This is a genomic window from Bradyrhizobium sp. ORS 285 (assembly GCF_900176205.1).
Lineage (GTDB): Bacteria > Pseudomonadota > Alphaproteobacteria > Rhizobiales > Xanthobacteraceae > Bradyrhizobium.
This window is the reverse complement of record NZ_LT859959.1, coordinates 133,199-156,381: the sequence shown is the minus strand read 5'-3', so window position 1 is coordinate 156,381 and position 23,183 is coordinate 133,199. Positions and strand designations below refer to the sequence as shown.

At 65.0% G+C, this 23,183-nt stretch carries 19 protein-coding genes; 5 read left to right on the top strand and 14 right to left on the bottom strand.

Going from position 1 to position 23,183, the window contains the following annotated elements; translation table 11 throughout:
- Positions 1–206: 206 nt before the first annotated feature.
- Positions 207–1,772, bottom strand: coding sequence for an acyl-CoA synthetase (locus tag BRAD285_RS00705; RefSeq protein ID WP_006611684.1), 1,566 nt, complete (start codon positions 1,770–1,772; stop codon positions 207–209).
- 210 nt (positions 1,773–1,982) lie between these two features.
- Complete coding sequence (locus BRAD285_RS00700) at positions 1,983–2,756, bottom strand: ferredoxin--NADP reductase (RefSeq protein ID WP_006611685.1); 774 nt, start codon at positions 2,754–2,756, stop codon at positions 1,983–1,985.
- A 288-nt stretch (positions 2,757–3,044) separates the two neighbouring features.
- Here BRAD285_RS00700 and BRAD285_RS00695 point away from each other — a divergent pair, with 288 nt between their 5' ends.
- The 3 genes from BRAD285_RS00695 (at position 3,045) to BRAD285_RS00685 (ending at position 6,858) form a co-directional block, all read left to right on the top strand.
- Positions 3,045–4,028 (top strand): RimK family alpha-L-glutamate ligase, encoded by a 984-nt coding sequence (locus BRAD285_RS00695; protein ID WP_006611686.1) that lies wholly within the window; start codon positions 3,045–3,047, stop codon positions 4,026–4,028.
- Positions 4,029–4,108: 80 nt separating this feature from the next.
- Positions 4,109–5,248: an FAD-dependent monooxygenase gene (locus BRAD285_RS00690; RefSeq protein ID WP_006611687.1), complete on the top strand. Its 1,140-nt coding sequence runs from the start codon at positions 4,109–4,111 to the stop codon at positions 5,246–5,248.
- Positions 5,245–6,858: a benzoate-CoA ligase family protein gene (locus BRAD285_RS00685; protein WP_006611688.1), complete on the top strand. Its 1,614-nt coding sequence runs from the start codon at positions 5,245–5,247 to the stop codon at positions 6,856–6,858. Before BRAD285_RS00690 ends, BRAD285_RS00685 begins: the two co-directional genes overlap by 4 nt.
- Before the next feature lie 38 nt (positions 6,859–6,896).
- Here the strand turns inward: BRAD285_RS00685 and BRAD285_RS00680 are convergent, their stop codons facing one another.
- Complete coding sequence (locus BRAD285_RS00680; protein ID WP_006611689.1) at positions 6,897–7,406, bottom strand: MarR family winged helix-turn-helix transcriptional regulator; 510 nt, start codon at positions 7,404–7,406, stop codon at positions 6,897–6,899.
- On the bottom strand, positions 7,396–8,028 hold the full coding sequence (maiA, locus tag BRAD285_RS00675; RefSeq protein WP_006611690.1) for a maleylacetoacetate isomerase: 633 nt from the start codon (positions 8,026–8,028) through the stop codon (positions 7,396–7,398). Before maiA ends, BRAD285_RS00680 begins: the two co-directional genes overlap by 11 nt.
- Positions 8,029–8,128: 100 nt before the next feature.
- Between maiA and gtdA the strand changes: the two genes are divergently transcribed.
- Entirely contained in the window at positions 8,129–9,166 is a 1,038-nt protein-coding gene (gene gtdA, locus BRAD285_RS00670) for a gentisate 1,2-dioxygenase (protein WP_006611691.1), read from the top strand.
- A gap of 4 nt (positions 9,167–9,170) precedes the next feature.
- Here gtdA and BRAD285_RS00665 read toward each other — a convergent pair whose 3' ends face one another.
- From BRAD285_RS00665 to BRAD285_RS00625, 9 genes are all read right to left on the bottom strand, one after another.
- On the bottom strand, positions 9,171–10,001 hold the full coding sequence (locus tag BRAD285_RS00665; RefSeq protein ID WP_006611692.1) for an ABC transporter permease: 831 nt from the start codon (positions 9,999–10,001) through the stop codon (positions 9,171–9,173).
- Entirely contained in the window at positions 9,994–10,767 is a 774-nt protein-coding gene (locus BRAD285_RS00660; RefSeq protein ID WP_006611693.1) for an ABC transporter ATP-binding protein, read from the bottom strand. The genes BRAD285_RS00665 and BRAD285_RS00660 overlap by 8 nt, the downstream gene beginning before the upstream one ends.
- 40 nt (positions 10,768–10,807) lie before the next feature.
- A complete protein-coding gene (locus BRAD285_RS00655; protein WP_006611694.1) occupies positions 10,808–11,809 on the bottom strand; it encodes an ABC transporter substrate-binding protein in 1,002 nt (333 codons plus the stop codon).
- Positions 11,810–11,917: 108 nt separating this feature from the next.
- Complete coding sequence (locus tag BRAD285_RS00650; RefSeq protein WP_139020616.1) at positions 11,918–12,388, bottom strand: hypothetical protein; 471 nt, start codon at positions 12,386–12,388, stop codon at positions 11,918–11,920.
- A gap of 144 nt (positions 12,389–12,532) precedes the next feature.
- On the bottom strand, positions 12,533–13,225 hold the full coding sequence (locus BRAD285_RS00645; protein ID WP_035646165.1) for an alpha/beta family hydrolase: 693 nt from the start codon (positions 13,223–13,225) through the stop codon (positions 12,533–12,535).
- 86 nt (positions 13,226–13,311) lie between these two features.
- Entirely contained in the window at positions 13,312–15,327 is a 2,016-nt protein-coding gene (locus BRAD285_RS00640) for a methyl-accepting chemotaxis protein (RefSeq protein ID WP_006611697.1), read from the bottom strand.
- A 35-nt stretch (positions 15,328–15,362) separates the two neighbouring features.
- The gene (locus tag BRAD285_RS00635; RefSeq protein WP_006611698.1) at positions 15,363–16,343 is read right to left on the bottom strand and encodes a TRAP transporter substrate-binding protein; all 981 of its coding nucleotides are present in this window, start codon (positions 16,341–16,343) and stop codon (positions 15,363–15,365) included.
- A gap of 263 nt (positions 16,344–16,606) precedes the next feature.
- Positions 16,607–17,251 (bottom strand): NAD(P)H-binding protein, encoded by a 645-nt coding sequence (locus BRAD285_RS00630; protein WP_006611699.1) that lies wholly within the window; start codon positions 17,249–17,251, stop codon positions 16,607–16,609.
- Positions 17,252–17,390: 139 nt separating this feature from the next.
- Positions 17,391–19,706, bottom strand: coding sequence for a Tex family protein (locus BRAD285_RS00625; RefSeq protein WP_006611700.1), 2,316 nt, complete (start codon positions 19,704–19,706; stop codon positions 17,391–17,393).
- A gap of 196 nt (positions 19,707–19,902) precedes the next feature.
- On the opposite strand from BRAD285_RS00625, the gene BRAD285_RS00620 reads away from it, so the two are divergent.
- A complete protein-coding gene (locus BRAD285_RS00620) occupies positions 19,903–21,963 on the top strand; it encodes an ATP-dependent helicase (RefSeq protein ID WP_006611701.1) in 2,061 nt (686 codons plus the stop codon).
- Between the two features lie 265 nt (positions 21,964–22,228).
- Here the strand turns inward: BRAD285_RS00620 and BRAD285_RS00615 are convergent, their stop codons facing one another.
- Positions 22,229–23,182: a fatty acid desaturase gene (locus BRAD285_RS00615; protein WP_172889726.1), complete on the bottom strand. Its 954-nt coding sequence runs from the start codon at positions 23,180–23,182 to the stop codon at positions 22,229–22,231.
- Between the last annotated feature and the right edge of the window lies 1 nt (position 23,183).

Below are 23,183 nucleotides of genomic sequence, written 5' to 3'. Positions count from 1 at the left end.
CTACTACGCGCATCACGAAACAATCGTTACACAAGCGCGCGCGATTGACCGTCGACGGTATCACATCGTCGAAAGCCCTCGGCGACCGGCGCGGATACCACAGTCTCCACTGGATCGCCGCACCGCCGCGACGTCCCATCCTCATGCACCGGCCGTACCTACGGACCTACCCGGGAGAGCAATTGACCCGGCTGTCGCGCGCTGCCTCAGCCTTCAGCGAACAGGCTGGAATGCGCCTCGCGCAGCTGCCGCTTCAACAGCTTGCCGCTGGGGTTCTTCGGCAGCGCATCGACGAATACGACACGCTTGGGCGTCTTGAACGAGGCCAGCCGGCTGGAGGCCTGCTTGAGCAGCGCCTCCTCGGTCAGCTCGCAGCCGGACTTCACGACGACCATGGCCACGACAGCTTCGACCCAGCGCGGATGCGGCAAGCCGACCACCGCAACCTCGGAGACTTCCGGGATCTGGTACAGCGCCTCCTCGACCTCGCGGCTGGCAACGTTCTCGCCGCCGGTCTTGATCATGTCCTTCTTGCGATCGACGATGGTAATGTAGCCCTCCTCGTCGATGGTCGCGAGATCGCCGGAGTGAAACCAGTCGCCCTGGAAGGCGGCAGCGGTGCGCTCGTCGTCGTGGAAGTAGCCGAGCATCAGGTGCGGCGAGCGGTGCACGACCTCGCCGACCTGGCCCGCCGCGACATCGTTCATGTCGTCGTCGACCACCCGGGTCTCGACATTGAGCACGGCGCGGCCGCAACTGCCGGGCTTGCGCAGCTGATCCTCCGGTCCGAGCATCGTCGCGAGCGGCGCGATCTCGGTCTGGCCGTAGAGATTCCACAGCCGCACCTTGGGAAGCCGCTGCGCGAGCTCGCGCAGCACCTCGACCGGCATGATCGAGGCGCCGTAATAGCCCTTGCGCAGGGTCGAGACATCAGTCGTCTCGAACAGCGGCGAGCGCAGGATCGAGATCCACACCGTCGGAGGCGCGAAGAACGAGCTGATGCGGTGCTTCGCGATCAGCGGCAGCAGATTGTCAGGCGTCGGAAACGCGGTGATGATGTTGGTGGCGCCGACATAGATCGAGGGGCCGAAGAACACGTCGAGCTGCGCGCAGTGATACAGCGGCAGCGCATGCAAGGTGACGTCGTCCGCGGCGATGCCCGCGTCGACAATGCAGCTCACATACTGCCAGATGACGGCGTCATGGGTCAGCATCGCGCCCTTCGGAAGCGACTCCGTGCCCGAGGTGTAGACGATCTGCGCGACGTCGCCGCCGGCGATCTCGACGGCAGGCACGGCCGCCGTCGACGCTGCGAGCTCGGCGAAGTCGATCATGTCGGCTTGCCGTTCGCTCGGCCCTTCCGATGGCAGCCAGATCATCTGCTCGACCGCCGGCGCCAGCGCCTTGGCCGCGCGCGCTACCGTGGCAAAGCCGCTGTCCGTCGCCAGCAGCCGTGCGCCGGCATGTTTGAGGATGTAGGCGACCTCCTCCGGCTTGAGCATGAAGCTGATCGGCACCAGCACGGCGCCGAGGCGCGCCAGTGCGAAGCGGAGCGCCGCGAAGGCATGCGAATTGCGGGCGAGGATCGCGACCCGCTCGCCCTTGCCGACGCCGCGGGCCGCGAGACCCGCCGCGAGGCGATCCGTGATGGCGTTGAATTCGGCGTAGGTCCAGCTGGTGTCGCCGCAGATCACGGCCGTCTTGCCCGGCGTGCGCGCTGCGCTCCGCCGCAGGAGGTCACCGAGCGTCTGTCTGCGAACGATGGAATCCATGGCCGTTCCCCTTGCTATCGCGGGGATGGCCGCCCGTCAGGCAATCCAGGTCCCCTCCCTGTGTCGCGCCGGACGTCTGCAGGTCCGGTCTTGTGGGCGAAAATCGCACAGCCGCTTCGGCGCGTGCAAGGAGGATATTGCCAACGAAAAGAGCGCCCCGATTGCGTCGAGGCGCTCTTTGACGAATTCCAAGGCTGCGAGGTCGGCGGCTCAGCGCTCGACGAACGCCTTCTCGATCACGAAATGGCCGGGCTCATTGCCGCTGCCCTCGAGGAAGCCGCGCGACTCGAACATGGTCTTGAGCTCTTCCAGCATCGCCGGGCTGCCGCACATCATGACGCGGTCCTTGGCGATATCGAGCGCATGCTGGCCGAGGTCGTTGAACAGCTGCTGCGACGAGATCAGGTCGGTGATGCGGCCGCGATTGCGGAACGGCTCACGGGTGACGGTCGGATAGTAGTGCAGCTTGCCTTCCAGCAGCTCCCCGAACAGCTCATCCTCGCGCAGCTTCGCGACGACGCTCTCGCCATAGGCGAGCTCGGCGACTTGGCGGCAACCATGCACCAGCACGATGCTCTCGAACCGCTCGTAGACGTCGGGGTCCTTGATCAGGCTTGCGAACGGCGCAAGACCGGTGCCGGTCGACAGCAGCAGCAGCCGGCTGCCGGGCAGCAAATTGTCGGGGATCAGCGTACCCGTCGCCTTGCGGCCGACCAGGATGGTGTCGCCTTCCTTGATCTTCTGGAGGCGCGAGGTCAGCGGACCGTCCTGCACCTTGATGCTGAAGAACTCGAGCTCCTCCTCGTGATTGGCGCTCGCCATGCTGTAGGCGCGCAGCAGCGGGCGGCCCTCGACCTCGAGGCCGATCATCGCGAACTGACCATTCTGGAAACGGAAGCCCGCATCGCGGGTCGCCCGGAAGGAGAACAGGGTGTCCGTCCAGTGGTGAACAGAAAGAACTTTCTCTTTATAGAACGCGCTCATGTCGTTTGTTTTTTCACGTGGGCTGAAGTTGGAAGAAACAAGTCGTGACGAGGCAGGACCGCAAAAAACCCTATAGATCCCAGCGATTTTCGGCGCCTGATGTACGTGAAAACAGCAAATAATCAACCCGCATGACTGCACCATTGATCACGATCAAACGCATGCCGACCCGTGCCGGATCGCCTCGACCTGCCATTCGTTCGTACACAAACGATATCGGTAATTTACTTGCCGAGATCATGGCTTTCCAGCATTTTAATTCCGCAGCCGCGGCCCAATCCTTGAGCAATGATTAACCATCCGCACCACCAGCTCGCAGCCGTGACCCGCTATTGCGCAGAGCGGGGCATTTCGCTCGACGTCCGGGAGGACGGCTGGTTGCTGGTGCTCGGGAACGCCACCAAGCGTCACCTGATCTTCGGCTATGATCTCGGCCTGAACAGTGCGGTGGCGCACAGAATTGCCTGCGACAAGGCCGCCACGGCCACCCTGCTGACGGCATCCGGAGTTCCCGCGGTCCCGCACGCGTTCTTTCTTGGCCCGGCCATGAGGGGTGTCAGCGAGCCTGAATGGGCATCCATTCTGGAATTGCTCGAGGCATATCCGAACGGGCTGGTCGTCAAGCCGAACGAGGGCACGTCGGGGCGCGCAGTGACCCGCGTCCACACGGCGGCCGAGCTCAAGGACGCGCTCACCCTCATCTTCGACACCGGAGCCAGCGTAGCGATTGCGCCGCTGCTGGAGATCGCTGACGAAGTTCGCGTCATCCTGCTCGATGGCGTTCCACTGATTGTCTACCGCAAGCAGCGGCCCGTCGTAACGGGCAACGGAATTCATTCGATGCGCGAGCTCGCGCTGAGGGCTGTGCCGGTCCAGCAGCAGTCACAGCTGCTTCGACGCCTCGCTGCGGAGTTCGATGCATCGACGCTGCACGCGATCATCCCGCAAGGCGAGCAGCGCCTGCTAAGCTGGCGGCACAACCTTGAATTCGGCGCTCAACCGGTGCTGCTGAGGGACGGCGAGCTGCGCGAGACCTGCACGGCGCTGGCGCAGGAGGCCGCACGCGTGATCAACATCCGCTATGCGTCAGTCGATGTGGTCCTGGCGGACGGCCAATGGCGGGTGCTCGAAATCAATTCGGGCGTCAAGATGGAAGCGCTCGGCGAGCACGCGCCCGAGCTGGTGGAGACCGCCAGCTTCGCCGCGCTCGACGCCATCTTTGCACCCCGTGTCTTGGGATCAGCACCGGGCGCACCCGACATCTCGCAATAAGATTTCTCTAGCGTCCATCAGAACGAGGGATTAGTCTCCGGCTCAAAATAAACAGTATACTGTCAATTGGGAGAGCGCCCTTGCGCATCGCCGTACTCGGCGGCGGCCCTGGCGGGCTGTATTTCGCCTATCTCTGGAAGAAGCGGCACCCAGCCGCCGTCGTCGATCTGTTCGAGCAGAATCCGGCCGGTGCGACCTGGGGCTTCGGCGTCGTGTTCTCCGACCAGGCGCTCGAATTCCTCCGCGCCGACGATCCCGACACGGTGGATGCGATCGCGCCGCGCATGGAGAGCTGGCGCAACATCACGCTCAATCTGCATGGCGAGAGTGTCGAGATCGACGGCGTCGGCTTCTCCGCGATCGGCCGGCTCGAACTGCTGAAGCTGTTGCAAGAACGCGCCGAGAGCGTCGGCGTCATCGCGCGCTACGGCACGACGATCCAGTCACTGGATCAGCTCTCGGGCTACGATCTGATCGTCGCCGCCGACGGATTGAACTCGCTCGTCCGGCGGAGCTTCGAGGGCGATTTCGGCTTCTCGGTGTCCTACTCGAGCAACAAGTTCGCTTGGTACGGCACCAGCAAGACCTTCAAGACGCTGTCGCAGACCTTCGTCAGGACGGATCGCGGCACCTTCAATGCGCATCACTACCGCTATGCGCCGGACATGAGCACGTTTCTGGTCGAGTGCGATCGCGCCACCTGGCAGGCCTACGGCTTCGCCGAAATGTCGGTCGACGAGTCCCGGCGCGTCTGCGAGCAGGTCTTTGCCGATACGCTCGATGGCCATTCGCTGGTCTCCAACCGCTCTGTCTGGCGTAATTTCCCGTGGGTCTGGAACGAGCATTGGTGGCACCGGAACATGGTGCTGATCGGCGATGCGCTTCACACCGCACATTTTTCGATCGGCTCGGGAACGCGGCTTGCGATCGAGGATGCCATTGCGCTCGCCAAAGCGCTCGATGCCGAAACCGATCTCTCCGCCGGCCTCGCGCGCTACCAAGCGGAGCGGCAGCCGATCGTGAAGAAGCTGGTGACGGCCGCCCGCACCAGCGCCGATTGGTATGAAAAATTCCCGTCGCACATGACGCTGGGTTTGATGGACTTTGCCTACAGCTACATCACGCGCTCCGGCCGCATCGACGACGCCAGGCTGCGCGCCATGGCACCGCAGTTCATGGCGCGCTACGAGTCATCGCGCACGGAGGAAGCCCGGGCATGACACGGGAGATCGCCGATCAGGTTCCTTCGGACAGCGCCGGCGCCCGCGAGATCGGCTTCGCGATCCCTGCGCGCTACAACGCCAGCCGCGTCCTGTTTGACAATCTCACCAGCGGCAACGCGAATAAACCTGCGCTGATCGGCCCGGCCGGCCAGCGCAGCTACGCCGAGCTGTGCGCCGAAGCCTGCCGCTGGGGCAACGGCTTCGCGTCGCTTGGTTTGGTCCGCGGCGACCGGGTGCTGCTGTTCCTCGACGACACGCCGGCCTACCCCGCCGCCTTCTTCGGCGCGGTGCGCGCCGGCTACGTGCCGCTGCTGATCAACACGCTGACGCCGCCCGACCTGTTGCAATTCTATCTCGCGGATTCCGGCGCCAAGGTCGCCGTCGCGGATGCGGAGTTTGCCGGACGCTTCGACACCCAGGCTTGCACGGATACAGCGCTGCAGACCCTCATCGTCGTCAACGGCGAGGCATCGACCACGGCGGCGCCGTCGACCATTGCCGTCGATCGGTGGCTGGTCAACTTCGCCACGGAGCTCGCGGAAGCCGACACCCATCGCAACGAGATGGCCTTCTGGATGTACTCGTCCGGCTCAACCGGCCGCCCGAAAGGCATCGTCCATCTGCAGCATGACATGGCCTATAGCGAGCAGGCGTTCGCAAAGAACGTGCTGCGGCTGAGGCCGGACGACATCTGCTTCTCGGTGCCGAAGATCTTCTTCGCCTACGGCTTCGGCAACGCCATCACCTTTCCATTCTCGGTCGGCGCAACGACTCTGCTGCTGCCCGGCCAGCCGAAGCCAGCGGCGATCTTCGATGCCATCAGCCGCTTCCGTCCGACCGTGTTCTTCGGCCTGCCGACGCTCTACACCGCGCTGACCAAGGCCGAGGGCGCGAGAGAAGCCGACCTCTCGTCACTGCGCCTGTCGGTGTCTGCGGCCGAAGTGCTCTCCGCGGAGGTCTTCAATGGCTGGAAGAGTCTCACTGGACTCGAGATCGTCGAAGGTCTCGGCTCGACCGAGGTGCTGCACGTCTATCTCTCCAACCGCGAGGATCGCAAGAAGCTCGGCGCCGCCGGTCTACGCGTGCCCGGCTACGAGATCGCATTGCGCGACAAGGACGGTCACGACGTAGCGACCGGCGAGGAAGGCATTCTCTGGGTCCGCGGCGATTCCAACACGCCGCTCTACTGGAACCGGCCGGACAAGGCCGCGGAGACGATCCGCGAGGGCGGATGGATCTACACCGGCGATCGCTTCGTGCGCGACATCGACGGCTTTCACTTCTTCCGCGGCCGTGCCGACGACCTGGTCAAGATCTCCGGCCAATGGGTCTATCCGCTCGAGGTCGAGCTGTGCCTCGCCGAGCACCCGGACATCAGGGAATGCGCCGTGTTCGCGCACGAGCTGCCCGACCGGCGGATGAGCCTGAAGGCAGTGGTGGTGACCAACGGCGAGGCGCGCGATGAGCCCGTCATGACCAAGGCGCTGCAAGACTACGTCAAGGCCAAGCTGCTGCCTTACAAATATCCGCGTGAGATCGTCTTCATCGACGAGCTGCCGAAGACCGGCACCGGCAAGATCGATCGTCAGGCGGTGATGCGGCTATGAGCAAACGCCGTTCGCAGAGGATGCACGAGCGCCACGGTTCAGCTGCTCTTACCGAGATGCTCCAGCGCGTCCTCGGCGCGCAGCGGCACGCGCGACACCTCGTTGTTGAGATCGACCAATTGCGACAGCAGCGCCATCAGCGCCTTGCGGTCGGCCGCCTTCAGCGGCGCCAGCATGCGCGCCTGTGCGCGGTCGACGAACGGCATGATGTTTCGCAGCAGAGCCCCGCCGGCTTTGGTCAGATAGAGCAGCTTGACCCGCTTGTCCTCGGCCGACGGCTTGCGTTCGACATGGCCCTTGGTCTCGAGCCGCTCGATCACGCTGCCAAGGGTGGAGCGGTCGAAGGCAATCACGGCGGACAGCCTGGTAGCATCGATGCCCGGGTGATTCTGGATCGCAACCAGCGCGGCGTACTGCACGGGCGTGAGGTCGAACTCGCGGCATTCCTCGATGAAGATGGACACTGCGATCTGCTGCATCCGCCGGAACAGATAGCCCGGCTTGGTGTAGACCGCGTCCATCGTGATCTCAGGCGGCTTACTCGGCATCGGGCTGACGCTCCGGGGCGGCATCCGCAAACGCCGGCGTTGCCTTCGCGGCAGCCTCCGCCTGCAGCAGGCGCGGGAACGCCGCGACATCGACGCCGAAGCGGCGAGCATTGCCGAGCTGCGGCACCAGGCAGAGATCAGCCAGGGTCGGCGCGGCTCCGAAACAGAACGGCCCGGGCTCATGCTTGATCAGAGCCTCACAGGCTGCGAGGCCCTCGCGATTGGCCCAGCCGGCCCAGGCCGTGACCTTGTCCTCGGACAGGCCGAGCTCGCGCAGCCGCGCCAGCACCTTCAGGTTCTGGACCGGATGGGTGTCACATGCGAGCACCTGTGCGAAGGCGCGGACCTGAGCGCGGCGCAGGGGATCCTCGGGCAACAGCGGCGGCTCGGGGTGAGTCTCGTCCAGCCACTCGATGATGGCCAGAGACTGGATCAGGGTCGCGCCGCTGTCGTCCTCCAGGGTCGGAACGAAGCCCTGGGGATTGAGAGCGAGATAAGCGGGCGCGCGCTGCTCGCCCTTGCGGAGGTGATGCGGCAGATGTTCCGCCGTCAGACGCTTGAGATTCAGCGCGATCCTGACACGATAGGATGCGCTGCTGCGGAAATAGCCGTGCAGCTTCATCGTGGTCGTCCTCCCGAAATGATAGCTCTGGTTGCAATTGACGGTAGGCGAATTGACAGTATACTGTCAATCAAGAAAGACATCTGATCGGGAGGCGCGCATGGCCGCAGTTTCGACCCCGGAACGCGAGGCGTTCTACAAGAAGATCGACGGCGAGAACATGACGGCGCTGTGGACGGTGATGAGTGATCTCATCACGCCCGAGCCGAAGAGCGCGTGCCGTCCCCATCTCTGGCAGTTCGCGGCGATCCGCGACTACATGATCGAGGCCGGGCGGTTGATCACGGCCAAGGAAGCCGAACGTCGGGTGCTGATCCTTGAAAATCCGGGGCTGCGCGGCCAGTCCAAGGTCACGACCTCGCTCTATGCCGGCGTTCAGATGGTCATCCCCGGCGACATCGCGCCGGCCCACCGCCACAGCCAGTCGGCACTGCGCTTCGTGCTGGAGGGCAAGGGTGCATTCACCACGGTCGACGGAGAACGGACCCTGATGGAGCCCGGCGACTTCATCATCACGCCGTCAATGACGTGGCATGATCACGGCAACGAAACCTCGGAGCCGATGTTCTGGCTCGACGGCCTCGACATTCCCCTGGTGCAGTTCCTCGATGCGTCCTTCGCGCAAGGATCGCAGGAGGATCAGCAGAAGGTCGCGCGTCCCATCGGCGACAGTTTTGCCCGCTACGGGCACAATCTGCTGCCGGTCGATGCCAAGCGCAAATCGCGCACGTCTCCGATCTTCAACTATCCCTATTCCTACACACGCGAGGCATTGGAGAACGCCAAGCGTAGCGAGGAATGGGATGCGTGCCATGGGCTGAAGCTGAAATTCTCCAATCCGGAGACCGGCGACTTCGCGATGCCGACCATCGGCACCTTCATCCAGCTGCTCCCGAAGGGCTTCAAGACGGCACGCTATCGCTCCACCGATGCGACGGTCTTCACCGCGATCGAAGGCAGGGGGCGCAGCCGCATCGGCGATCAGACGTTCGAGTGGGGACCGCGCGATCTGTTCGTGGTGCCGAGCTGGCAATGGGTCAGCCATGAGGCGGATGAGGATGCCGTGCTGTTCTCGTTCTCCGATCGTCCCGTGCAGGAGAAGCTGGACCTGTTCCGTGAGGATCGCGGCAACGCGTGATGCGCTAGCGCCAGTGCAGCAGCCGTGCTTCCAGCAGGCTGATCAGCTTGCCGACGGCGAGGCCGAACAGCGACAGAATCAGGATGCCCGCCATCAGCTGATCGGTCTGCATCAGATTGCCGGCCTGCAGCACGAAGGTGCCGATGCCGGTCTCGGCGCCGATCATCTCCGCCGAGACCACCAGCATCAGCGCCACGGATGCGGTGATGCGAAAGCCCGCCAGGATCGACGGCAGCGCGCCGGGCCAGATCACCTTGCGCACGATGGTTGGAAACGGCACGTCGAAGCTCTGGGCCATCCGGATCAGATTGCGCGGCACCGCATCGACGCCGCTATAGACCGAGATCGTAGTCGAGAAGAACACGCCGAGCGCAATCGTCGCGATCTTCGGCTGCTCGCCGATTCCGAGCCACAAGATCAAGAGCGGCAGCACGGCGATCTTCGGGATCGGGAACAGCGCCGACACGAAGGTGATGCCGATGCTGCGGGCGACCCGCCACAGGCCGATGGCAAAGCCCACGACGATGCCGGAGGCCGTGCCGAGCGCCCACCCGGTTACGATGCGCACGAACGACGCCGACACGTGCTGCCACAGGGCGCCACTCTCGGCGAGACGGACCAGCGCGCGCAGGATCGTCCACGGCGTCGGCAGGAACAATTGATTGACCAGAGCGAGACTGCCGACCGACTGCCAGATGCCAAGCACCCCGGCGAGCGCCAGCCAACCCGCCCAGCGGCTCGCGGACGGCGCGAAGCCGCCGCCTCGGAACGGGACCTTGCGGGTCGGTTGCGCGCCGACGATCTCGGCCCGGTCTGCCGGAGAGCGCTCAAGCATTCTGAACCTCGCGCTCGGCGTCGATCGCCTCGGTCCGGATCAGCGCCCACAATTCGTTCTGCAGCTCGAGCAATTGCGCGCGCGTCACGGCCTCACCGCGGCTCTGCCGCGTCGCCGGCACGCTCACCACCTTGCGGATGCGGCCAGGGCGTCGTGACAGCACGACGATACGATCGGCGAGCCGCACAGCCTCCTCGAGGTTATGGGTCACGTAAACCGCGCCCATGGCTCCGTCGGCCAGGAGATCGACGAAGTCCTCCATCAGGAGCTCGCGTGTCTGCGAATCCAAAGCCGACAACGGCTCGTCCATCAGCAGGATCGCCGGGCGCACCGCGAGCGCCCTGGCGATGCCGACGCGCTGGCGCATGCCACCCGACAACTGCCTGGGGTAGACATGGCGAAAGTCGACGAGCCCGGTGCGCCGCAAGGCATCGTCGACGGCGGCAGCGCTCTGCGATGCCGAGAGCGACGTATGCAGCAGCGGGAAAGCGACATTGTCTTCCACGCTGGCCCAGGGCAGCAGAGCGAAATCCTGGAATACGAAGGTCAGCGGGTTGAGGCTGCCGGGCGGCGCGGCGCCGCGCAGTTGCGCCTCCCCTTGCGTGGGCTGCAACAGGCCACCGAGGATCGAGAGCAGCGTGCTCTTGCCGCAACCGGAAGGACCTACGATGGCGACGACTTCACCGGCTCCAACCGTGAAGGAGACGTCTTGAAGCACTTCGAGCGCATCGAAGCGATGACTGATGGCGTCGGCGATCAGGTCCATCTTGGTAATCCGGCGGCGGTTGTGTTGCTTTCCACTCCCATCAGTCCGGCTTGACGAACTCCTTCGCGATGATCGCGGCTGCATCGTAGCCCTGATCAGCGAACCCCTGCCCTTGCAGCCATTTGATCTGGCTATCGATGTTCTTCACGTCCAGCTTGCCGGCGGGATCGATATAGGCGCAATTGCCGACTACCTGCTCGACCGGGAGGTTGGTGTATTTGCCGATGATTTCGAGCAGCGGCTTGGTCTTCTCGTCGATCGCGGCATTGCCATCCTTCACGGTGGACAGCACGACATCATGATACTCACGCTCGGCTCGCTGCAGCGAGGCCAGCAGTTTGCCGACGAGCGCCGCATTGGCCAGGGTCTTCGGTCCGGCGAACACGCCGCTGACCTGCCACGGCGTCTCGTCGCCGACCCAGCCGAGATGCTTCACCGCGCCCTCTTCCATCAGCTTGCGCGCGACGGACACCGGCATCAGTGCGGCATCCACCGTCTCGCCCTTGATGGCGGCGGCCATGTTGGACATCGACTGCAGCGGCACGATCTTCACGTCGGACAGCTTGAAACCGTACTTCTCGGCGAGCAGTCCCACCGAGTAGTGGAAGCTCGACCCGACCTGCGTCATCGCCACGCGCTTGCCGGCGATGTCCTTCGGCGCCTTGAGCCCGGCTTCGTAAGCCTTGTTGCTGGCGAAGTAGCCGATCAGCGGATAGCCGGGCCGGTCGCGGCTCATGCCGGCAACGATCTTGAGAGCGCCTTTGCCGGCGAGATTGTAGAGACCTGCGGTGAACGCGGTCACCCCGACATCGACATCGCCGGTGGCCGTCGCCACGGCGATCGGTTGCGCTGCATCGAAGAACTTCAGCTCGACATCAAGCCCGGCGTCGCGGAAGTAGCCTTTGTCCAGCGCGATGAACACGGGCGCTGACGACGACAGGCGGAGCACACCGATCCGGAGCTTCGCGTCGTCGGCCAGCGCGGTGCTGATCGACACGAGGCTCAAGAGCAGCCCCAGGACGAAGCCGAGGTATCGGAACATCAAACTCTCCAAGATCGGGCGACCTGCGCACCAAGCCCAACGATGACGCCGACTTGTTGCAATATTTCGAGCCTGATGTCGCGCCAAATCTTGCGGAAGAGCCGCTGCTTACAGGCCGGGCGCCTTGGTGCCGGCCGTGAACTCGCCTTCGAAGCGGCCGACCTCGCTGTCGGCTCGGCAGCTCAGTCCGGAAAGAGCACCAGACGGAAGCGTTGCGCGGCACGCGCCCTTGGCGGCGAGCTTGCGAATGTCACCTTCGGCCTTGAAGATGATCATATCGACCGGATAGGCGCGCGCCGTCGCGGCCGTCCGCGGGTCGGCCTCGCCGGGGCTCGAGAAGGTGATGATCGCTCCGTCCAGCGTCACGAAATAGTAGCCGGTCCGGCCGTCATCGTAGCGCGTATTGAGCAGGACGCCTTTGCATTCAGAGGTCCGGTCCTTTGCCGCAACCGTCAGTTTCTTGCACGCGCCATGTAAGGTCTCGATGCCTTTCAAGCCGTCCTCGGCGCGAACCGACATCGCCGGCAGGTTCGCTGCGCAAACCGCCAGCAGCGAGAGACTTGAGATGATCCTTCTCAAGATGATCCTTCTCATGAGCTCCTCGGGATGATCGGAAACAGCAGGACCGGAATGCCTCGCTGGAACTATGACTCAACCCTGGATCCATTGAAAGTTCCTTTTTTGTTCTCTTTCAGTTTTCGTCGGAGCCATCGGTTCAGCGCGTCAGACGCTGCGAACCCCGAGCCCCTCGAGCCAAGTCGCGAACGCCTGTGTCAGCTCGACCATCACATCCCGGTCATTCCGCACGGAGCGCGCCGGCACGTGGAAAGCGTGATCGGCTTGGTCGATCAGATGCAAGGTCGCCATCGGCCCCAGGCCATTTACGACAGGTTCGAGCAGCGGCAGCTCCGCTAGCTTGTCGCGCGTGCCCTGCAGAAACAGCATCGGAATTTCGACGCCGCCGAGGTGATCGGCGCGGGCGATGGACGGTTTGCCGGCGGGGTGGAGCGGGAAGCCGAGGAAGGCGAGACCCACGACCTTCGGCAGCGGCTGGACCGATTGCGCCTGCGAGGACATCCGCGCGCCGAAGGATTTGCCGCCGGCAATCAGCGGCAGACCCGGGCAGAGCCGCGCCGCCTCGGCAGCTGCCGCGCGTACGGCGGCCTGGGCCAGCGCCGGCGGGTCGGGACGCTTGCTGCCCTTCTCCATGTAGGGGAACTGAAAGCGCAACGTGGCGATGCCGTGCGCGGCGAGGCCATCGGCTGCCTGCGCCATGAACGCATGGGTCATGCCGGCCCCGGCGCCATGGGCGAACACGAAGCAGGCGCGGGCCTGCGGCGGAGCGAGCAGCAGCGCGGACACCGCGTCGGCGCCCTCCACGGCAAGTTGGAGTGAACGCAACTGCGGAACGGTCATCGCATCATGCTTGCTGCCGCACGCGGCAGACGTCAACTCCCGCAGCCAGGGTCACGACCCGCCTGCGGACCTCATTCGTTCGATCCTCAGGCCGCGGTCCGGATCGTCTGCAGGAAGTCCGCAACGTTGCTGCGCAGCGACTCCGCCTGCTGCTGCAGCGCCGCGGCAGCCGTCAGCGCGGCTTCGGCGCCCGCATCGGTTTGTCCGGCCACGGTACGCACGTCGCCGATTTCCTGCGTGACCGCCGCGGTGCCGCTCGCCGCCTGCTCGACATTGCGGGCAATCTCGCTGGTCGCGGCCCCCTGCTGCTCGACCGCCGCGGCGATCGCGTTGGAGATCTCCGCGATCTCGCGAACGGTATTCCCAAACTGCGCGATCGCGCCGACCGTCTCCTCGGTCGCGCCCTGAATGGTCGCGATCTGGCTCGAGATCTGCTCGGTCGCCTGCGCCGTCTGCGAGGCGAGATTCTTCACCTCGCTCGCAACGATCGCAAAGCCCCGGCCCGCTTCGCCGGCGCGCGCGGCCTCGATGGTCGCGTTGAGCGCGAGCAGGTTGGTCTGGCTTGCGATCGCCTGGATGAGCTGCACGATCGTGCCGATCCGCTCCGCGGCGCTGGACAGGCCATTGATCAGTTCCGACGTGCGCTGCGTCTCATGCGTCGCGCGTGTGGAGACGCTGACCGAGCGCTGTACCTGGCCGGAGATCTCACGGATCGAAGCCGCGAGCTCCTGCGTTGCCGACGCCACGGTCTGCACATTCACGGACGCCTGCTCGGCCCGATTGGCGACGGCTTCCGCGAGCCCGCGGCCACGCTCGGCGATCTTCGCCAGGTCCCTGGCGCTCTGGCCCATGTCAGTCGCGCGCCCGCCGACGCCGGTGATCACGCCCTGCATGCCCTGTTCGAACCGGCCGGCGAGATCGGCCATCATGCGGGCGCGCTCGGCCTCCGTCGCCTCGCGCTGCGAAGCGGCCTCCCGCTCCATGCGGCGAACGGCCAGCGCGTTGTCGCGGAAGATCTCCACCGCGCGCGCCATCCGTCCGATCTCGTCACGACGCTCGCCGCCGGGAATCGGCTGCTCCAACTCGCCGGCCGCCAGCGACTGCATTCGATCGGTCATGTTGCGGATCGGCGACGACACGCTGGCGCCGATCAGCCAGGCCAGGATGGCACCGAGCACGACGGCGCTGGCGGCCGTGACGATCACGGTCTGGCGCGTTTCGGCAACGGCCACGCCGGTCTTCGCGCCCTGTTCTGCGCGAGCCGTGCCGAGCTGTTGATTGATGCGCCCTACCTGCTCGTCGATCGCCGCGCTCGCCTTGACGAGCTCGGCCTGTTTGGCGCGCAAATCAGCCGTGACCTTGATGACGTCCTCAAGCGCCGCTGCATCGGCAGTCACCGCCTCCTTGAGGGCAGCAATCAGGCCCTTCAGCTTGGCTTCCTCGACGCCGGCCAGTTCAGCTTCGGAATCGGCGAGCGCAAGCTTCACATAGACGAAGGTGAGCCGCGCGTCCTCGGCATCGTTGGCAGATTGTGAGTTGGTGTAGCGCATGACCGCCACGCGCGCCGCATCCACGGTGCTGGCGAGACGCAATGGATTCAGCAGCGGCTCGCGGCCCGCGCGGTTGGCGAGGGCGACTTGGATGCCGCCGACATTGACGCCCGCGACGGCGCCAAGCGCCTCGGTCTTATTTGTTGCGACGCGCAGGCGGTCGACCGCCTCGGCAGCGGCGCCAAACGATGAACGATAGGCGGCGAGCGCGCTCCTCACCGAGCCGACACCGTCGGCGATCACCTTCAGCTTGCCCGACTGCTTCTCGACCTCGTCAGCAAGTCCGCCGACGGCATCGATCGCCTTGCCCGCCGCATCCTTGTCACCCACGCTCCAGGTGCGGATGAACTTCTCCACCGCGCCATTGGCCGTGAGCAGCGCCGCGCGCACCTGCGACATGCCGGCATCGCCTGCGGCGCTGGCGACGAGATCATCGACGGTGCCGCCGATGCGGCCGACCTGGCTCATGGCGAAGCCGCCGAGCAGCACGAGAAAGCTCAGGATCAGCGCAAAGCCGCCGAAGATCCGCGGGCGGACGCCGATCCACGACATCATCGAAGAGAGTTTCATGGAATGACCTGGCTGGTTCACGGCGTGGACCTGATGGTGGCGAGCAGCTCCTTGCCGAAGCGCTTCTCGAATTCGGGGTCGAGCGGCTTGACCGCATCGACGAAGGTCTTGCGATCGAAGGTCTCGATCACATCCATGCCGCCCTTGCGCAGGTCGGCGAGCTTCTCGGCGTCGAGCTGCGCCTGCCACGTCACTTCTGCGGCGGCTTGGGCGGCCGTGATCAGCGCGTCGCGCTCGCTTGCGTCGAGCTGCTCGAACGTCGCGCGATTGGCGACGAACGCGATCGGCGCGAAGAAATGGCCGGTCAGAGTGAGGTACTTCTGAACTTCCTCGAACCGGTTGGCGGCGATGGTCGCCACCGGATTCTCCTGGCCGTCGAGGCGCCCGTCCTTGAGCGCGGCATAGACCAATGGGAAGTCCATCGGCAGAACCTCGGCGCCCATCGCCTTGAAGGTCATCTGATAGACCGGATTGGGGATGACGCGGATCTTAAGCCCCTTGACGTCGTCGACGGTCCGCACCGGGCGCTTCGAATTGGTCAGGTTGCGGAAGCCCTGTTTACCGAGGGCGAGCAGCACCAGTCCCTTGTCGGCGAATTTCGCACCGATCGTAGCTGCGACGGGGCCGGTCGCGACGGCCTTGGCGTGGGCAGTGTCGCGAAACAGGAAGGGAATGTCGAACACACCAAGCTCGGGAACGACCGCGCTGGCGATGCCGCCGGAAACCACCGCGATGTCAACTGCGCCCGTTCGCGTCGCCGCAAGGACCGCCGCCTCGCTGCCGAACGAATTGCCGGCGCGCTCATCGATGATCAGCTTCTTGCCCGCCAGCGCCTGAAGCTTCGTCCGGAACTCGTCCGACCCGATCTGCTGCGGGTTCTGCGGTTGCGAGTTGAACACCAGCGAGACCATGCGAGGCGATGCCGCCGCTGGATGCGAGCCGAGCAATGCCGCTGCCATCAGTCCCGCAACAAAAACATCTCGAAGCTGTCTGCGCATGAGATCCCGAGCTCGTTGTTCTCACCGCAGTGGTAGCAGGCAGATATGGTTAAGGTGTTAAAAGCGAGCACGCGCCGATTCCTCAACTCATCGAATATCATAGGTTAATCAGCAGGATCTGTTTGATAGGAGAACTAACACTCGCCGGAAGCCGCTCCCCGTAAAACTACGGCCTTCCTGGCGATCATCAGGACCGCCTGAGTCAATCTCGAATTTCTGATAAATAGAAGCGACGATCCGAGGCCGCAAGAGTGGCGCACCAATTATCGACGCATCGCGCCAGATAGAAGAACCTGAGTACCGACAGCGGCAGGAACGGTGGACACCAGCGCCTGCGCAACGTCGGCGGCGGGGATAGGCTTGTAGTTCGGCGGAATGAGAAAGCCGATTAGTTGGTTGAGCCTGTTGCCCCATTCCTCGCCCGGCCTGGCCGGCTGTCCAAGTTCCTCTCGCGGGCCGACCAGCAGCGATGGCCGCGCGATCACGAGTCCGGCGAACGGCAGCGCGGCCAGATCGTTTTCCAGTTCGCCCTTCACGCGGCTGTAGAAGATGCGCGACTTGGCGTCGGCGCCCATGGCGCTGACCAGCCCGACGCGTTTGACGCCGCTCGCGAGCGCGGCCTTGGCGACGGCGAGGTTGGCGTCGTGATCGACGGCCCGAAAGGCGGCCTGGCTGCCGGCGACCTTGATGGTCGTGCCGAGCGCCAGATAGAGCTCATCAGCAGCAGGTAAAGAGGGCAGCGCGGCGAAGTCGACGACATGGGCTGTCAGCTTCGGTGAAACCACAGGCGGCGAGCGGCGGCCTAAGACGTGGACATGGTCCACTGAGGGATCGGCGAGTAGGCCGCGCAAAAGCTCACGGCCGACGAGGCCGGTGGCCCCGGCAATGATCACGGTGCGGTTCGCCATCCCTCGCCCTCAGACAACGCTCGCCGGAGGAGATAAGCATGGCCAAGTCGAGACGGAAGTCGAGACGGACTTTTTAGTTCAGCGCCGCGGAATGGACACCATGCCGCGGCGCGTTGTCTCCGAAACGGAGCACAGCGCCTCACGCGCCCTTGCGGCGCTCCTGGGCTTTCGCCAGCGCCGCGGCGAAGGCGCCGCCGCCCGACGGCTTCTCCTCGCGCGTGGTCATGCGCGCCGCAGCCGGCGGCCGCGCGCTGGTGCGCTTCTCGCCCTTGGCGGGCAGCGGATCGGACAGCCGCAAGGTCAGCGAGATGCGCTGGCGCGGCACGTCGACGTCGAGCACCTTGACCTTCACGACCTGGCCCGGCTTCACCACCTCGCGCGGATCGTTGATGCGCTTCTCGGACATCGCCGAGATGTGGATCAGGCCGTCCTGGTGCACGCCGATATCGGCGAAGGCGCCGAACGCGGCGACGTTGGTGACGGTCGCCTCGAGGATCATGCCGGGCTTGAGGTCAGTGATCTTCTCGACGCCTTCCTGGAAGGTCGCGGTCTTGAACTCCGGTCGCGGATCGCGGCCCGGCTTCTCCAGCTCCTTGATGATGTCGGTGACGGTCGGCACGCCAAAGCGCTCGTCGGCGAATTTCGCCGGATTGAGCGCCTTCAAGGTCTTGGTCTCGCCGATCAGCACGTTGATGTCGCTCTTGGTCGCCTCGAGGATCTTCTTCACGACCGGATAGGATTCGGGATGCACGCCGGAGGCATCGAGCGGATTGTCACCGTCGCGGATGCGCAGGAAGCCCGCGCACTGCTCGAACGCCTTCGGTCCCAGCCGCGGCACGTCCTTGAGCTTGTCGCGCGTCGGGAACGGACCGTTGGCATCGCGATGCGCGACGATGTTCTGTGCCAAGGTCTCGCCGATGCCGGACACGCGCGCGAGCAGCGGTGCGGAGGCGGTGTTGAGATCGACGCCGACCGCGTTCACGCAGTCCTCGACGGTGGCATCGAGCGCACGGGCCAGCTCATACTGATTGAGATCATGCTGATACTGGCCGACGCCGATCGAGGCCGGCGGCACTTTCACCAGCTCGCCGAGCGGATCCTGCAGGCGGCGCGCGATCGAGACCGCGCCGCGGATCGAGACGTCGAGATTGGGGAATTCCTTGGCGGCGAATTCCGAGGCCGAGTACACCGACGCGCCGGCCTCCGACACGATGGCCTTGGTCAGCTTGAGGTCCGGCTTCAGCTTCATCAGGTCGGTGACCAGCTTCTCGGTCTCGCGCGACGCCGTGCCGTTGCCGATCGCGACCAGCTCGATGCGGTGCTTGATGCAGAGCTGCGCCAAGGTCAGCATGCTCTCGTTCCACTGCCGCTGCGGCTCGTGCGGATAGATCGTGGCGTGATCGACGAACTTGCCGGTGCGGTCGATGACCGCGACCTTCACGCCGGTGCGGAAGCCCGGATCGAGGCCCAGCGTGGCGCGTCCGCCGGCGGGCGCCGCGAGCAGGAGATCGCGCAGGTTCGCGGCGAACACGCGAACCGCCTCCTTCTCGGCCTCCTGCCACAGCCGCATGCGGACATCGAGCGCGAGCGAGGTCTTGATGCGCGTGCGCCAGGCCCAGCGCACGGAGTCGGACAGGAACTGATCTGCCGGACGACCCTGGCGCGAGATGCCGAAGGTCACCGCGATGCGGTTCTCATACAGCGACGGATCCTTCGAATCCTCCGGCTCGCCGTCGCCGAAATCGAGCTGCAGGATCTCTTCCTTCTCGCCGCGCAGCATGGCCAGAATGCGATGCGAGGGCAGCTTGGTGAACGGCTCGGAGAAATCGAAGTAGTCGGCGAACTTGGCTCCTTCGGTCTTCTTGCCGTGGCGCACCGTCGACTTGACGGCGCCGCGGGTCCACATCTCCTCGCGCAGCGAGCCGACGAGATCGGCGTGCTCGGCGAAGCGCTCGACCAGGATCGCGCGCGCACCGTCGAGCGCAGCCTTGACGTCCTTGACCGGATTGTCGCCGTCCTTCTTGATGAAGGCCTTCGCCTCCTCCTCGGGGTTCTTCATGGGATCGCCGATCAGCATGTCGGCGAGCGGCTCGAGCCCGGCTTCCTTGGCGATCTGCGCCTTGGTGCGGCGCTTTTCCTTGAACGGCAAATAGATATCTTCCAGACGCGCCTTGGTGTCGGCGGTCGCCAGCGCCAGCTCGATCTCCGGCGTCATCTTGCCCTGCGACTTGATGCTCTCGATGATCGCGGTGCGGCGTGCATCCATCTCGCGCAGGTACCGCAGGCGCTCCTCCAAGGTACGCAGCTGCGTATCATCGAGCATGCCCGTCGCTTCCTTGCGGTAGCGCGCGATGAACGGAACGGTCGCGCCGCCGTCGAGCAGGTCGATCGCGGCCTGGACCTGGGCGTCCCTGACGGAGAGCTCAGCAGCGATGATGGAGGCAAAATTCGACACGGTGTTCTTCCGAGATTCGTGACGGGGCTGATTGGATAGGAGTCCGCAACGCCCAGCGCAAGCGGCTGGCGGACGCTCTGTGGGCAACCGTGGCAAAAAAGACCGATTGCGAATCATGTAAAACGCTGCCGCAAGTGGGCCATGTCGTTGCGCACATGGCGCAAATCGCGGAATCTCTGATGCTGAGGGGCGATTCGTGCAGGCAGCGGCCGCGACATATCTCGACGATCTCAATCCGGAGCAGCGCCGCGCCGTCGAGCATGGCGGTGCGTTGGCCGCACCGGGACCGCCACTGCTGATCATTGCGGGTGCGGGCTCCGGCAAGACCAACACGCTGGCGCATCGCGTCGCGCATCTGCTGGTCAACGGCGCCGATCCGCGCCGCATCCTGCTGATGACCTTCTCGCGCCGCGCGGCGAGCGAAATGAGCCGGCGCGTCGAGCGCATCGCGCGAAAAGTGCTGGGCAGCCAGGCCGAGGCGATCACGTCGGGGCTGACATGGGCGGGCACGTTTCACGGCCTGGGCGCGCGGATGCTGCGCGAATACGCCGAGCGCATCGGCCTCGATCCCGTGTTCACGATCCATGATCGCGAGGATTCCGCCGACCTGATGAATCTGGTGCGGCACGAGCGCGGCCTGTCCAACACGCAGCGGCGCTTTCCGACCAAGGGAACCTGCCTTGCGATCTACTCGCGCTGCGTGAATGCCGACATGCCGCTGGATGAAGCGCTGGTGCGACATTTTCCCTGGTGCGCGGAATGGGCCGGCGAGCTGAAAGGCCTGTTCGCGGCCTATGTCGAGGCCAAGCAGGCCAATGCCGTGCTCGACTACGACGATCTGCTGCTCTACTGGGCGCAAATGATGGCGGATGAGATCATCGCCCGCGAGATCGGCGAGCGCTTCGATCACGTGCTGGTCGATGAGTATCAGGACACGAACCGGCTGCAATCGCAGATCCTGCTCGGCCTGAAGCCTGACGGCGCCGGCCTCACCGTGGTCGGCGACGATGCCCAGTCGATCTACGCGTTCCGCGCCGCGACCGTGCGCAACATTCTGGAATTTCCCGATCAGTTCAATCCGCGCGCCGATATCGTGACGCTGGACCGCAACTACCGCTCGACCCAGCCGATCCTGTCCGCCGCCAATGCGGTGATCGGGCTGGCGCGCGAGCGCTTCACCAAGAATCTGTGGACCGACCGCATTGCGTCGCGCAAGCCGCAGCTGGTGACGGTGCGCGACGAGGCCGACCAGGCGCGCTACATCGTCGAGCAGGTGCTGGCCAAGCGCGAGGAAGGCATCGTGCTGAAGCAGCAGGCGGTGCTGTTCCGGACGTCCTCGCATAGCGGGCCGCTGGAGATCGAGCTGACGCGACGCAACATTCCGTTCGTGAAGTTCGGCGGGCTGAAGTTTCTCGATGCCGCGCATGTCAAGGACATGCTGGCCTGCCTGCGCTTCATCGAGAATCCGCGCGATCGCATCGCCGGCTTCCGCGTGCTGCATCTGATTCCGGGCATCGGTCCGGCGTCGGCGCAGCGGCTGCTCGATGCGATCAGTGACAGCGCCGATCCGATCGGTGCGTTGTGCGCACAAGCGGCGCCGGCGCGCGCCGGCGACGATTGGGCGGCGTTCGTGCATACGCTCGAACAGTTGCGGGTCTCCGACTGGCCTGCCGACATCGAGCGCGTCAGGCAGTGGTATCAGCCGCATCTCGAGCGCGTGCACGAGGATGCCGAGGTGCGCAGCGCCGATTTGCTGCAGCTCGAGCAGATCGCCAGCGGCTATCCGTCGCGCGAGCGCTTCCTCACCGAGCTGACGCTCGACCCGCCCGACGCGACCTCCGATCAGGCCGGTGTGCCGCTGCTGGACGAGGACTATCTGATTCTCTCGACCATCCATTCCGCCAAGGGCATGGAGTGGACTGCGGTGCATGTGCTCAACGTCGTCGACGGCTGCATGCCGTCCGATCTCGGCGCCGGCTCCAATGCCGAATTGGAGGAGGAGCGCCGGCTGCTCTATGTCGCCATGACCCGCGCCAAGGACGATCTGCATCTGCTGGTGCCGCAGCGCTTCTTCGTCCATGGCCAGCCCGTGCGCGGCGATCGTCATGTCTACGCCTCGCGCACGCGCTTCATTCCGGAGGCGCTGGTGCAATTGTTCGACCGTGTGAGCTGGCCGAAGGTGCAGGCGGGCGCGGCGTATGCGAGCTCGGGGCCACGGATTGATCTGGGTGCGCGGATGCGCGAGCGGTGGCGGTGAGCTAACGCAGGCTCAGAAGTGTTCCTACGGTGCCAATGACTGTGCCCTCTCCCCTTGTGGGAGAGGGCTACACAGCTGGTAATCACAAACTCACTCGGGTGAGGGGTCGCCCCAAATTCAGGCCTGAGTTCGTGGCAACCCCTCACCCGGCTTTCATGCTGCGCATGAAAGCCACCCTCTCCCACCCTGGCGAAGCTATTGCTTCGCCTTGGGGGAGAGGGTACACCGTCTGCGTGGCGATGGCTTGAGCGCGAACTCATTTGCTTCAGGGCTTCGCTCCGTCAAAGTGCGCGCGAAACCACGCCCAGGTCTGCCGTGTCACCGCAACATACCCTTCGCCGCGATACTTGATCTCGCCATCCACGATCTCATGCAGCTTCGGCAGCGCGTGGAACGGCACGGCGGGATAGGCGTGGTGCTCGACGTGATACGGCATGTTCCAGGCGAGCCAGTGCACGAATTGCGTGGTGAAGGTGGTGCGGGTGTTGTGGAAGGCGCTTTTCGTGTGATCGCAGCCGGTGTGCTCGGCGTAGAGATAGGGGCGCAGAATCAGTTGCCCCAAGAGTAGCGGCAGCACCCAGACCCACAGCAGCAACGCGCTGTGCAGCGCCAGCGAGGCGAGCAGCAGCAGCGCGTAGCCGGCGACGTAGAGACGCGCCTCGCGCACGATGATCGGGCGGCGGCCGGCGGGCACCCAGGGCACGGTCACCTCGCCCGTCACGGCATGCTTCAGCACCAGCCTGAGACGGCCGGCGACCTGGACCAGCCCGGAATAGGCAATCGCGAGCTGCGTTTCCGAGCGCGGCTTGGGGCCGACGATCAGTTCGGGATCGCGCTGGGGATCCTGGGTGTGGCGGTGATGCTCCCAGTGGAACAGGCAGTAATATTCGTAGGGCAGCCCGATCAGGAAGCCGGAGAGATTGCCGACCGCGACGTTCAGCCGGCGGCTGTCGAACGCGGTCTTGTGCGCCGTCTCGTGCACCGCCATGAACAGGAAGGCGATCAGCACACCCTGCACCGGCAGCAAGGGCAGTGCCCACAACACACCCTGCGTCGAGGTGATCGCTGCGATCAGCGCTCCCATGGCGATGATCGCGCCGTAATGGCTGAGCGTGCGCAGCGCGCCCTTGAGGTTGGAGCGCGTGCAGAGCTGCTGCAACACCGGCGGTGTCAGCAGCTTCGGGCGCGGCGCGAATTCGTCGGTGGGCACGTCGGTCATA